General features: G+C 65.8%; 11 protein-coding genes and 1 pseudogene. 7 read left to right on the forward strand and 5 right to left on the reverse strand.

The annotated features are described in order from the left end of the window. Positions 1-30: 30 nt before the first annotated feature. Positions 31-894: pseudogene (rpoS, locus tag SBP02_RS13100) on the forward strand (RNA polymerase sigma factor RpoS); the annotation flags it as partial. Between the two features lie 102 nt (positions 895-996). Here rpoS and cysK read toward each other — a convergent pair. After that, entirely contained in the window at positions 997-1,971 is a 975-nt protein-coding gene (gene cysK, locus SBP02_RS13105) for a cysteine synthase A (protein ID WP_318642240.1), read from the reverse strand. 257 nt (positions 1,972-2,228) lie between these two features. Between cysK and SBP02_RS13110 the strand changes: the two genes are divergently transcribed. The 6 genes from SBP02_RS13110 to SBP02_RS13135 all read left to right on the forward strand — a co-directional run bounded on the left by SBP02_RS13110 (position 2,229) and on the right by SBP02_RS13135 (position 9,604). Further along, positions 2,229-3,074, forward strand: coding sequence for an AAA family ATPase (locus tag SBP02_RS13110; protein ID WP_318642242.1), 846 nt, complete (start codon positions 2,229-2,231; stop codon positions 3,072-3,074). Between the two features lie 24 nt (positions 3,075-3,098). Beyond that, positions 3,099-3,506 (forward strand): GFA family protein, encoded by a 408-nt coding sequence (locus SBP02_RS13115; protein ID WP_318642244.1) that lies wholly within the window; start codon positions 3,099-3,101, stop codon positions 3,504-3,506. A gap of 14 nt (positions 3,507-3,520) precedes the next feature. Then, complete coding sequence (locus SBP02_RS13120; protein ID WP_318642246.1) at positions 3,521-4,699, forward strand: vWA domain-containing protein; 1,179 nt, start codon at positions 3,521-3,523, stop codon at positions 4,697-4,699. Positions 4,700-5,181: 482 nt separating this feature from the next. Continuing rightward, a complete protein-coding gene (locus SBP02_RS13125) occupies positions 5,182-6,921 on the forward strand; it encodes a type I secretion system permease/ATPase (RefSeq protein ID WP_318642248.1) in 1,740 nt (579 codons plus the stop codon). Positions 6,922-6,927: 6 nt separating this feature from the next. Next, positions 6,928-8,271 carry an HlyD family type I secretion periplasmic adaptor subunit gene (locus tag SBP02_RS13130; RefSeq protein ID WP_318642250.1) on the forward strand — a complete coding sequence of 448 codons (1,344 nt, stop codon included), beginning with the start codon at positions 6,928-6,930 and terminating at the stop codon, positions 8,269-8,271. A gap of 1 nt (position 8,272) precedes the next feature. Then, positions 8,273-9,604, forward strand: a complete 1,332-nt coding sequence (locus tag SBP02_RS13135; protein ID WP_318642252.1) for a TolC family outer membrane protein — start codon at positions 8,273-8,275, stop codon at positions 9,602-9,604. Between the two features lie 10 nt (positions 9,605-9,614). Here SBP02_RS13135 and SBP02_RS13140 read toward each other — a convergent pair whose 3' ends face one another. The 4 genes from SBP02_RS13140 to SBP02_RS13155 all read right to left on the reverse strand — a co-directional run bounded on the left by SBP02_RS13140 (position 9,615) and on the right by SBP02_RS13155 (position 11,944). Next, entirely contained in the window at positions 9,615-10,139 is a 525-nt protein-coding gene (locus SBP02_RS13140) for a DUF2937 family protein (RefSeq protein WP_318642255.1), read from the reverse strand. A gap of 30 nt (positions 10,140-10,169) precedes the next feature. Next, entirely contained in the window at positions 10,170-10,943 is a 774-nt protein-coding gene (locus tag SBP02_RS13145) for a class II glutamine amidotransferase (protein WP_318642257.1), read from the reverse strand. A gap of 2 nt (positions 10,944-10,945) precedes the next feature. Further along, the gene (locus SBP02_RS13150) at positions 10,946-11,392 is read right to left on the reverse strand and encodes an HIT family protein (RefSeq protein WP_318642259.1); all 447 of its coding nucleotides are present in this window, start codon (positions 11,390-11,392) and stop codon (positions 10,946-10,948) included. A 75-nt stretch (positions 11,393-11,467) separates the two neighbouring features. Further along, complete coding sequence (locus tag SBP02_RS13155) at positions 11,468-11,944, reverse strand: MFS transporter (protein ID WP_318642261.1); 477 nt, start codon at positions 11,942-11,944, stop codon at positions 11,468-11,470. Between the last annotated feature and the right edge of the window lie 43 nt (positions 11,945-11,987).

Raw genomic sequence — 11,987 nt, forward strand, 5'->3', positions numbered from 1 at the left:
AAGCCTGAGGTGTCAACCCCGGCCAGCGTGGCGAAGCAGCATAAGTCCACCGATTACTCTCAGGCACTGGATGCCACGCGTCTGTACCTGAACGAAATCGGTTTTTCACCGCTGCTATCCAGGGAGGAGGAACTGCACTTCGCGCGCCTGACCATCCAGGGTGACGCCCTGGCCCGCAAGCGCATGATCGAGAGCAACCTGCGCCTGGTGGTAAAGATCGCCCGCGGCTACCTCAACCGTGGCCTGTCGCTGCTGGACCTGGTCGAGGAAGGCAACCTCGGCCTGATCCGCGCCGTGGACAAGTTCGATCCGGAGCTGGGCTACCGTTTCTCGACCTATGGCACCTGGTGGATCCGCGAAACCATCGAACGGGCGCTGATGAATCAGACCCGCACCATCCGCCTGCCCATCCACGTGGTGAAGAAACTCAACGGCTACCTGACCGCGGCCCGGGAGTTGACGCGCAAGCTCGACCACGACCCGTCGAGCGAGGAAATCGCCTCGCTGCTGGAGAAGGACGTGAGCGAGGTGGAACGTCTGCGCGACCTGAATGTGCGGGTGACCTCCCTGGATCACACCTACGGCCAGGACTCCGACAGAAGCCTGATGGACACCATCACCGACGAACAGCCGAACGACCCCTGCGAGCTGCTGCAGGACAGCGAACTGGCCCATAGCATTCGGGAATGGCTGTCGGAGCTCACCGAGCGGCAGAGCGAAGTGGTGATCCGCCGCTTCGGCTTGCAAGGCGAGGAAGGCTGCACCCTGGAGGAAATGGGCCGGTCCATCGGACTGACCCGCGAACGGGTCAGGCAGATCCAGGCCGAGGCGCTCAAGCGCCTGCGCCGCATTCTCGAGAAGAATGGCCTCTCCAGCGACACCCTGCTCGAGTAGGCCAAGGACGCCGAGTGACCCTCAGCCCAGGTGCGACCGCTCGCACCTGGGCTGCATCATGTCCTCGCGCATGCTGACTGGGGCCCTTGCCGGGTGCCGGGTTTACTGCACCAGCTCCTGCTCGCTGAACAGATCGCTGAACAGCATGCTCGACAGGTAACGCTCGCCGGAGTCCGGCAGTATCACCACCAGGGTCTTGCCCTGCATCTCCGGTTGCTCGGCCAGACGCACGGCCACCGCCATGGCCGCGCCGCAGGAAATGCCGCAGAGAATCCCTTCCTCACGCATCAGGCGCAGGGCCATGGCCTTGGCCTCCTCGTCGCTCACCTGCTCGACCCGGTCGACCAGCTCCAGGTCGAGGTTCTTCGGCACGAAGCCGGCACCGATGCCCTGGATCTTGTGCGGACTGGGCTTGACCTCGGCACCGGCGAGAGTCTGACTGATCACCGGTGAGCCGACCGGTTCCACCGCCACCGAGAGTATCGGCTTGCCCTGGGTCCGCTTGATGTAGCGCGACACCCCGGTGATGGTGCCGCCGGTGCCGACGCCCGAGACCAGCACGTCGATGCCGCCTTCGGTGTCCTTCCAGATCTCCGGACCGGTGGTCTTCTCGTGAATCGCCGGATTGGCCGGGTTATCGAACTGCTGCGGCATATAGTAGGTGGCGGGGTCGGAAGCGGCGATCTCCGCCGCCTTGTCGATGGCCCCCTTCATGCCCTTGGCTGGCTCGGTCAACACCAACTCTGCGCCCAGGGCCTTGAGCACCTTGCGCCGCTCCAGACTCATCGAGGCCGGCATGGTCAGCAACAGCTTGTAGCCACGGGCGGCGGCGACGAACGCCAGGCCGATGCCGGTGTTGCCGGAGGTGGGCTCGACCAGGGTCATGCCCGGCTTGAGCACGCCGCGCTCCTCGGCATCCCAGACCATGCTGGCGCCGATCCGGCACTTCACCGAATAGGCCGGGTTGCGCCCCTCGATCTTGGCCAGGATGGTCACCCCGGCTGGCCCCAGGCGGTTGATCATCACCAGCGGGGTATTGCCGATGGTTTGCGCGTTGTCAGCGAAGATGCGGCTCATGGCGAGGTCCTTGTGCGAGTTCTGCCGAAAAAGATTGCCAGCCTAAGACCCGTTCGGCCGGGCGTCCAGCCCGACACGGCGTTGCCCGGCGAGAGAGAGTCGGGGCGGGGACGGCCGGAACAGCGCCGGCATGACCCGCCATTCAGTGACTGAATGGCGGGTCTGCGTTCACAGTCGACGGGGCCCCGCGTTATAGTCGAGCCTCAATACTGAACCGGCGGGTACTGCCCCGGCCGTTACCGTTCGAGGATTTTCCGATGAAGTTCGAAGGCACCCAGTCCTACGTCGCCACCGACGACCTCAAGCTCGCGGTCAACGCCGCCATCACCCTGCAGCGTCCGCTGCTGGTCAAGGGCGAACCGGGTACCGGCAAGACCATGCTCGCCGAGCAACTGGCCGAGGCCTTCTCTGCCCGCCTGATCACCTGGCACATCAAGTCCACCACCAAGGCCCACCAGGGCCTGTACGAGTACGACGCGGTGAGCCGACTGCGCGATTCGCAGCTGGACTCGGACAAGGTCCACGATGTGCGCAACTACATCAAGAAGGGCAAGCTGTGGGAGGCCTTCGAGTCCGAGGAACGGGTGATCCTGCTGATCGACGAGATCGACAAGGCCGACATCGAGTTCCCCAACGACCTGCTGCAGGAACTCGACAAGATGGAGTTCTACGTCTACGAGACCGACGAGACCATCAAGGCCAAGCAGCGGCCGATCATCATCATCACCTCGAACAACGAGAAGGAGCTGCCGGACGCCTTCCTGCGCCGCTGCTTCTTCCACTACATCGCCTTCCCCGACCGCGACACCCTGCAGAAGATCGTCGACGTGCACTACCCCGGCATCAAGCGCGACCTGGTAGCCGAGGCGCTGGATGTGTTCTTCGACGTGCGCAAGGTGCCGGGCCTGAAGAAGAAGCCCTCGACCAGCGAACTGGTGGACTGGCTCAAGCTGCTGATGGCCGACAACATCGGCGAGGCGGTACTGCGCGAGCGCGACCCGACCAAGGCCATCCCACCGCTGGCCGGGGCCCTGGTGAAGAACGAACAGGATGTACAGCTGCTCGAGCGCCTGGCCTTCATGAGCCGCCGCGCCAGTCGCTGAAGCCTTCCAGCGAGGTATCCGACCATGCATAACGGCAGTTGCCTGTGCGGCACGGTGAAATACGAGATCGACGCGCCCATCGAGTCCGCCACCCATTGCCACTGCGGCCAATGCCGCAAGGGCCACGGGGCGGCGTTCGCCAGCTACGGCAATGTGCGTCGCGTGCATTTCCACTTTGTCGCGGGGCTGGACGCGGTGGCCGAGTTCCACTCGTCCCCCGGGGTGACCCGGACCTTCTGCCGGCAGTGCGGCTCCAACTTGCAGTGGTTCGCCGATCACCCCTACCCCGACTGGGTATCGGTAGCCCTGGGCACGCTGGACTCGCAGCTGGGTGAGATACCGCAGAAACACATCTACGTGGAGTCCAAGGCCGACTGGTACGCCATAGCCGACGGGCTCCCCCAGGAGCACCGCTCTGGACCAGACGAATAAACGAGGGCGCAGCCATGCTGCTCAACCTGTTCAATGAAATGCGCGCGGCCAAGGTGCCGGTGTCGGTGCGCGAGCTGCTCGACCTGATCAATGCATTGCAGCACAACCTGGCGTTCGCCGACATGGACGAGTTCTACTTCCTCGCCCGCGCCATCCTGGTCAAGGACGAACGCCACTTCGACAAGTTCGACCGGGCCTTCGGTGCCTACTTCAAGGGGCTGGAGAACCTCGACCGGCACATCGAGGCACTGATCCCCGACGAGTGGCTGCGCAAGGAGTTCGAGCGCTCGCTGAGCGACGAGGAGCGCACCAGGATCGAGTCCCTGGGCGGCCTGGACAAGCTGATCGAGGAGTTCAAGAAGCGCCTGGAGGAGCAGAAGGAACGCCACGCCGGCGGCAACCGCTGGATCGGCACCGGCGGCACCAGCCCCTTCGGCTCCGGCGGCTACAACCCCGAGGGCATCCGCGTCGGCGACGCCGGCAAGCGTCAGGGCCGCGCGGTCAAGGTGTGGGACCAGCGCGAGTACAAGAACCTCGACGACCAGGTCGAGCTGGGCACGCGCAACATCAAGATCGCCCTGCGCCGCCTGCGCAAGTTCGCCCGCCAGGGCGCCCAGGACGAACTGGACCTGGACGGCACCATCGACCACACCGCCAAGGACGGCGGCCTGCTCAACATCCAGATGCGTCCGGAGCGGCGCAACGCGGTCAAGTTGCTGATCCTGTTCGACATCGGCGGCTCCATGGACGCCCACGTCAAGGTCTGCGAAGAGCTGTTTTCCGCCTGCAAGACCGAGTTCAAGCACCTGGAGTACTACTACTTCCACAACTGCGTGTACGAGTCGGTGTGGAAGAACAACCTGCGCCGCACCTCCGAGCGCTTCGCCACCCACGACCTGCTGCACAAGTACGGCCCGGACTACAAGGTGGTGTTCGTCGGCGACGCGGCCATGGCGCCCTACGAGATCACCCAGGCCGGCGGCAGCGTCGAGCACTGGAACGAGGAGCCGGGCTACGTCTGGATCAAACGCTTCATGGAGAAGTACAAGAAGCTCATCTGGATCAACCCCTATCCCAAGGACACCTGGGGCTACACCGCCTCGACCAACCTCATCCGCGAACTGGTCGAGGAGCAGATGTACCCGCTGACCCTGCAGGGCCTGGAAGACGGCATGCGGTTCCTGTCGAAATAGCGCTCCCGCCGCTAGGCGCAGGCCCAGAGAAAAAGACGCCGCGTCTGCCTTTCGGTAGACGCGGCGTCTGGCTGCTGCACATGCCCTAGCGCAGACCCTGCTTTTCCCTCACTTCCCGGCGGATGGCCACGGCTGTCACCGCGCCCTCTCCTGCGCAGTTCGGCTCGTCAGGCTTCACGCCTGAGTAAGACTTAAGTCTCACGATCTGCACCTGTCAAGAACCCGGCTACCCACCGACAAAAAGCCCTTAAAAATCATAAGTCACTGCTACAAAAGAGAATTATTCAAGCGTCAAGCGGCACCTCTGTACCAAAAACGTGCCTTGCGTGAAACGCGGCACTGCACCTATACCTAGATGACAAGGCCCCCTTTTGCTTGTGGCGAGGATTTTTTTGCACAGGAATTTCACCTCCAAGGACGGACGCTAAACGGGCATCAGCCACGGCTGAGCGATCAGCGAGCAGCAGTACTGGAGGAATTCCATGGACACCTTGAAGTCTCCCCGCTCCGAACTGGCGGACGTGTTGTTCCGTCTACGCCGGACCTTTCTCGCCCTGGCGGCCTTCAGCGGCGTGATCAACCTGCTGATGCTGACGCCGGCGGTGTACATGCTGCAGGTCTATGACCGGGCGCTGGTCAGCAGCAACGTCACCACCCTGCTGATGCTGACCCTCCTGGTGGTCGGCCTCTATGTGCTGATGGGGCTGCTGGAGATGGTTCGCTCGACCGTGCTGATCCGCGTCGGCAACCGTCTGGACATGATGCTCAACAAGCGCGTGTTCACCGCAGCCTTCGAACGCAACCTGAACCGCGCCGGCGGCAACCCGGCCCAGGCGCTGCAGGACATGGCCCAGGTCCGCCAGTTTCTCACCGGTAACGGCCTGTTCGCCTTCTTCGATTCGCCCTGGACGCCGATCTACCTGTTCGTCATCTATCTGGTCCACCCGCTGCTGGGCCTGATCACCCTGATCGGCTCGCTGCTGCTGGTCGCCCTGGCCTACCTGACCGAAGTCAGCACCCGCAAGCCGCTGGCCGAAGCCAACCAGGCCTCGGTGGCCTCCGGCACCTTCGCCAACAACAACCTGCGCAATGCCGAGGTGATCGAGGCCATGGGCATGTTGCCGGCCATCCGCGAACGCTGGTTCGGCAACCATCAGCAGATTCTCGAGAAGCAGACCCTGGCCTCCGACCGCGCGGCCTACATCAACGGCACCACGCGCTTCCTGCGCGTCACCCTGCAGTCGCTGATTCTCGGCACCGGTGCCCTGCTGGCGATCGAGGGCAAGATTACCCCGGGCATGATGATCGCCTGCTCGATCCTCGCCGGGCGCGCCCTGGCCCCGGTCGAACTGGCGATTTCCACCTGGAAGCAGCTGCTCACCAGCCGCGCGGCCTGGGGCCGCCTGTCCGCCTTGCTGAGCGATTTCCCGGCCCGCAAGCCCTCCATGCCGCTGCCCAAGCCAACCGGTCAGGTCAATGTGGAAGGGGCATTCGCCAACGCCCCCGGCACCCCGCTGACCATTCTGCGCAACATCAGCTTCAACCTCGCCCCCGGCGAAGCCCTGGGCATCATCGGCCCCTCGGCCTCGGGCAAATCGACCCTGGCGCGCCTGCTGGTCGGCGTCTGGCCGGCCCATGCCGGCAAGGTGCGCCTGGACGGTGCCGACATCTTCCAGTGGAACAAGGACGAGCTGGGCCCCTGGCTCGGCTATCTGCCCCAGGACGTCGAACTGTTCGAAGGCACCATCGCGGAGAACATCGCGCGCTTCGGCGAGGTCGACGGCGAGGCGGTGATCCTCGCCGCCCAGCAGGCCGGGGTGCATGACATGATTCTGCGCCTGCCGCAGGGCTACGACACCCCCCTGAGCGCCGACGGTGGCTCGTTGTCCGGCGGCCAGAAACAACGCATCGGCCTGGCCCGCGCGCTCTACGGAGACCCCTCGCTGATCGTCCTCGACGAGCCGAACGCCAGCCTCGACGACGTCGGCGAGGCCGCCCTGGTCAAGGCCCTCGCCGACCTCAAGAGCCGCGGCAAGTCCCTGGTGCTGATCTCGCATCGGCCGACGGTGCTGAACATAGTGGACAAGGTCCTGGTACTGCGCGAAGGCACGGTGCACATGTTCGGCAGCCGCGACGAAGTCTTCAACGCCCTGCGCCAGGCCAGCGTCATGCCCACCACCATGGGCGGCGCGACCCTGGCCTCGGTCAAGACCAAGGAGTGATGCGTCATGTCGAATCTAGAGTTCGAACGCAAGAGCCTCATCCCTGACAACCAGGAAGCCGTCGACGTCGATGACCGGCGCCCCGGACGCTGGGGGCTGGGGCTGGTGCTCGCCGGCTTCGGAGGCTTCGTGCTGTGGGCCATCCTCGCCCCCCTGGATGCCGGCGTAGTGGCCAACGCCACGGTCAACGTCACCGACAACCGCAAGACCATCCAGCACCTGGACGGTGGCTGGATCAAGACCATCGCGGTACGCGAAGGGCAGATGGTCGAACGTGGCCAGATCCTGGTCGAGCTCGACGCCACCCGCGCCATCGCCGAACAGGGCGTGGTCAGCGGCCAGTACATCGTCATGAAATCCGTCGAAAACCGCCTGCAGGCCGAGCGCGACGGCATGCCCGAGGTGACCTTCGATCCGGCGCTGCTCGAACGCTTCGCCGGCGACCCGCGCCTGGACGCCTCGATCGCCCTGCAGCGGCGTCTGTTCATCACCCGCCGCGCGGCCCTGACCGGCGAGGCCGGCATCCTCCAGGAAAACATTCGCGGCGCCGAGGAGCAGCTCAAGGGCCTGCGCCAGGTGCAGGGCTCGCGCTATGCGCAGATCAAGTTCCTGCGCCAGGAACTCGACGGCGTGCGCAGCCTGGCCGCCGAGGGTTATGTCGCCCGCAATCGCATGCTGGAACTCGAGCGCAACGCGGCGCAACTGAACGCAGAACTGGCGCAGAACATCGCCGAGATCGGCGGCGTCCGCAACCAGATCGCCGAACTCAAGCTGCGCATCCTGCAGCTCGAGCAAAATTTCCAGAAGGAGGTGCAGTCGCAGCTGACCGACGCGCAGAAGGAGGCCTCGGCCCTGGGCGACCGTCTGCGCTCACTGGACCATGAGGTCACCAACACGGTGATCCGCTCGCCGATAGACGGCGTGGTGCTTGGGCTCAACGTCTCGACCATCGGCGGGGTGATTCAGCCGGGCTCGACCATCATGGACGTGGTGCCGGCCAACGAGCCGCTGCAGGTGGACGCCATGGTGCCGGTCCAGGCCATCGACAAGATGGCCCCGGGACTTCCGGTGGATATCGCCTTCCCGGCCTTCAATCATGCCCAGACGCCCAATATTCCGGGACGGGTGCTGACCGTCTCGGCCGACCGCCTGGTCGACGAAACCAACAAGCAGCCCTACTACCTGGCGCAGGTCGAGGTGACCCCGGAGGGTATGGACAAGCTCGGCAGCAATCGCATCCGCCCGGGCATGCCGGCCACCGTGACGATCAAAACCGGCGAACGCAACCTGATGAGTTACCTGATGAAGCCTATGCTTGACCGGATCGACAGTGCCTTCAAGGAGCAGTGATATGGCGATCCGTTTAGCTCTCGTTTGCCTGGCCGGGATGGCCAGCCTGCCCGCGGCGGCTCTGGATCTGCAGGAGGCGTGGAATACCCTGCGCCTGCAGGGGCCGGTGTATCGTTCCGCCTCCCATGAGCGCGACGCCGGCGTCGAGAACCGGGCCCTGGGCCGGGCCGGCCTGCTGCCACAGATCAACGCCAGCGCCAGCAGAAGCAAGGTCAACGGCACCCAGGAACTCGGCAGCTCGGCGGACAACGACCTGGACTACGACTCGCAGAACCTGGCGGTACAGCTGCGCCAGCCGCTGTTCAACCGCCAGAAGATGGCCGAGTACCGCCAGGGCAAGCAACGTGCCGAGTACAGCGAGGCGGTGTTCGATGCCAAGACCCAGAACGTCGCGGTACGTCTGGCCAGCCGCTATTTCGATGTGCTGCTGACCCGGGAAACCATCGACCTGGCCGACGCCAAGCTCAAGGCCTTCGAGCAACAGGTGGCGGCCGCCAAGCGGCGCTTCGACCTGGGCGACGGCACCATCACCGACGTCGACCAGGCCACCGCCCGGCGCGACCTCGCCCTGGCCGAGCAGATCGAGGCACGGGACAACCTGGCTATCGCCCTGCGCCTGCTGCAGGAGATGCTCGGCGAGATGCCGCGGCAGGTCGCCACCCTGCGCGGCGACTTCCCCACCCCCGGCCTGCACCCCAACAACCTGCAGGCCTGGCTGAGCAAGGCCCAGGCGAACAACCCGGCGCTACGGGCGCGCCACTACAATCGCCGGGTCGCGGAAGAGGAAGTCAACCGTGCCAGCAGCGGCCACTGGCCGACCCTCGACTTCGTCCTCGGCTACACCAACAGCGAGAGCGACTCCATCACCACCATCGACCAGAAGAATCGCTACGCCTCGGTCGGCCTGGAATTCAACATGCCGCTGTTCTCCGGCGGCGCGGTCAGCGCCCGGGTGCGCCAGGCCACGGCCAGCCGCGAGCAGGCCGGCGAGGACCTCAATGCCACCCGCGAAGAAGTGTTCTCGGCCACCACCCGCGAGTTCCGCGGCGTGCAGAGCGGCCCGGCGCGCATCAGTGCGCTGCAGCAGGCCGTGGCCTCCAGCGAGCGGGCTCAGGACTCGGCGAAGAAGGGGTTTCTCGCCGGCTCGGCCACCAACGTCGACATCCTCAACGCCGAGGAACAAGTATTCCTCGCCCGTCGCGACCTGCTGGAAGCCAAGCTGCGCTACCTGATCTCACGCCTGCAACTGGCCGCCGCCGTGGGCCTGCTGGGCGACGACGACATCCGTCAGGCCAACGCCTACCTGGGGCCGGAACTGGTGCTCAACTACTGAGCCGGACGGCTCAGCGCCAGTGGCGCTGCCGCGCTCGGCTGTCCTGGCCGGCGCCGAACACCCAGGCGAGCATCAGCAGCCCGCCCTCGATCAGCCAGGCCAGCAACAAGGCACAGGCGATGCCCCAGGCGATGGCCTGCGGCGCCAGCAGCACCTGATAGCGATAGGCCTGGTAGGTCTCCTCCAGCAACTCGCCGTCCGCCGCCGTGGCCAGGTGCCAGACCTGCGCATACCAGGCCCCGCGCATCGCCCGCTGCTCCCGCTCGAGAAAGCGCGCGCGCTCGACCAGATCGCCCACGCTACGGGCGTCGCTGCGCATCACCGGGTCATCGCTCACCCGATAATGCGCGACAAGGGCCTGGAGGTCGTCCTTGAAGAAACGCCGAGCGGTTTCGCGGAACCCCTTCAGGCCCTGCTCGGACTCCAGGCGATGGGCCTCCACGCGCTTGCCGTAGTCGTCGATGAAGCCCGGCACCTGCACCCCGACCAGCAGGCCCAGGGCGAACAGCGCCAAACGCAGATAACTTCTCAGCATATCCCCAACCTCCTTGCCATCCTTCCGGCCTCAGGCTACGCCCTGTGCCCGACATTCGCCGGCCCGCCACAGGCGCCACTCGCCGGGCTGGTAGCGGCCCCAATTCTCGTTGTCGGTGAGCGGCTCGGTGGCCAGCACCGTCACCACATCGTTGGGCGTGGTTTCGGCCTGAAAATCCACCCGCAGATCGGCGTCCTTCAACTGCGCCGGTCCGAAGGGCGCCCGCCGGGTGATATGGGCCAGCTTGCTCGAACAGAAGCTGAACAGCCAGTCGCCATCGCTGAGCAGGCAATTGAATACGCCCTGTCGGCGATAGGCTGCGCAGGCCTCGACCAGGCCCGGCAGCAGCTGCTCGAAGGGTGGCGGCTCGGGGAACGCCAGGCGCAGGCGGTTTAGCAGGTCGCAGAAGGCCGCCTCGCTGTCGGTGTCGCCCACCGGTCGGTAGAAGCCCGGTGCAGGATGGAAGTCTTGCAGCTGGCCGTTATGGGCGAAGCACCAGTTGCGCCCCCACATCTCGCGCACGAACGGGTGGGTGTTGGCCAGGCAGACGCGGCCGACATTGGCCTGACGGATGTGGCCGATCACCACCTCGCTCTTGATCGGGTAGCGCTGCACCAACTGCGCCACCTCCGACTCGCTGCTGGCCCGCGGGTCCTGGAACAGGCGCAGGCCGCGTCCCTCGTAGAAACCTATGCCCCAGCCATCGCGATGGGGGCCGGTGCGGCCGCCGCGCTGCATCAGCCCGGTGAAGCTGAAGACGATGTCGGTGGGCACATTGGCGCTCATGCCGAGCAGTTCGCACATGGCTAAAGGTCTCCTGCCAGGGCGTGGCGCAGGCGCGCCGCCTGGTGCTGAAAATGCCCCTCGAGACGCTTGCGGCCCAGAGGCAGGAAGCGTGTCAGCGAGCGCCAGAGCAGCGCCGGCAGATCGCCGGCGCGGCGGGGAATCAGGTGCAGATGGAGGTGGGGCACGTGCTGGTTGGACGCCGGGCCATCGTTGAGCAGCAGGTTGATGCCGTCGACCCCGTAGCCCTCGGCGCGCAGTGCCCCGGCCATGCGCTGGGCAACGGCGAACAGACGCTCAGCGGCGGCGGCGCCGAGGTCCTCGAGCAGGGGCGCGTGTTCGCGGCTGACCACCAGCAGGTGCGCCGGGCGCAAGGGGAAGACGTCCAGCAGGACGATGAAATGCTCGTCCTCGTACAGCCGGTAGGCCGGCAATCGATTCGCCACTATCCCACAGAACACGCAGTCCATTAGCCCTCCTAGCTGCGGAAAACCCCATGCCGAGCGCCCGCCGCACCGGACGCCAGCCGACACGCGCAGGCCGGCTCAGAGTCGCGGTTCGATCCGCAGGCGCCGCTCCCCTCGAACATCGCGAAGGCCGTCGGTCTCCTCGCCACCGCGCTGCATCAGCTCGCGCAGGGTCGGCGCCTGCTCGTCGGCCGCCTCCCGCTCCGGGCCGCGCCGCCCCTGCCACCAGCGCTCGATCGGCCAGCGGATGGCCACGAACAGCAGGTACAGGGCGAAGGCGATCAAGCCGTACAGGGCCAGGTCGGCCACCGCCCGCCAGGCGTTGTTGCCCACCTTGAACAGCAGGTCCAGGGCGGTAATGGCGATCGCCGGGGCGAACAGCTCCTCGGCCGGGTCGACTATGGTCGGGGTCAGCAGCAGCACCGCCACCAGCAGACGCAGCGGCTCGCGCACAAAGCGCCACATCCAGCGGGTCAGCCGGAACCACACCAGCAGGCAGCCGAGCGCCGCGACGGCGTAGGCGCTCCAGGCGAGTAGATAGTCGTTCTCGATCATAAAACCGTGGGTCCCTGGCATGGCGGGGCTTACAAAGGGGGGC

The organism is Pseudomonas benzenivorans (assembly GCF_033547155.1).
GTDB lineage: Bacteria > Pseudomonadota > Gammaproteobacteria > Pseudomonadales > Pseudomonadaceae > Aquipseudomonas > Aquipseudomonas benzenivorans_B.

Coding starts and splice junctions, on each gene's coding strand:
- cysK (WP_318642240.1), bottom strand. CDS start 1,971: ATGAGCCGCATCTTCGCTGACAACGCGCAAACCATCGGCAATACCCCG.
- SBP02_RS13110 (WP_318642242.1), top strand. CDS start 2,229: ATGAAGTTCGAAGGCACCCAGTCCTACGTCGCCACCGACGACCTCAAG.
- SBP02_RS13115 (WP_318642244.1), top strand. CDS start 3,099: ATGCATAACGGCAGTTGCCTGTGCGGCACGGTGAAATACGAGATCGAC.
- SBP02_RS13120 (WP_318642246.1), top strand. CDS start 3,521: ATGCTGCTCAACCTGTTCAATGAAATGCGCGCGGCCAAGGTGCCGGTG.
- SBP02_RS13125 (WP_318642248.1), top strand. CDS start 5,182: ATGGACACCTTGAAGTCTCCCCGCTCCGAACTGGCGGACGTGTTGTTC.
- SBP02_RS13130 (WP_318642250.1), top strand. CDS start 6,928: ATGTCGAATCTAGAGTTCGAACGCAAGAGCCTCATCCCTGACAACCAG.
- SBP02_RS13135 (WP_318642252.1), top strand. CDS start 8,273: ATGGCGATCCGTTTAGCTCTCGTTTGCCTGGCCGGGATGGCCAGCCTG.
- SBP02_RS13140 (WP_318642255.1), bottom strand. CDS start 10,139: ATGCTGAGAAGTTATCTGCGTTTGGCGCTGTTCGCCCTGGGCCTGCTG.
- SBP02_RS13145 (WP_318642257.1), bottom strand. CDS start 10,943: ATGTGCGAACTGCTCGGCATGAGCGCCAATGTGCCCACCGACATCGTC.
- SBP02_RS13150 (WP_318642259.1), bottom strand. CDS start 11,392: ATGGACTGCGTGTTCTGTGGGATAGTGGCGAATCGATTGCCGGCCTAC.
- SBP02_RS13155 (WP_318642261.1), bottom strand. CDS start 11,944: ATGATCGAGAACGACTATCTACTCGCCTGGAGCGCCTACGCCGTCGCG.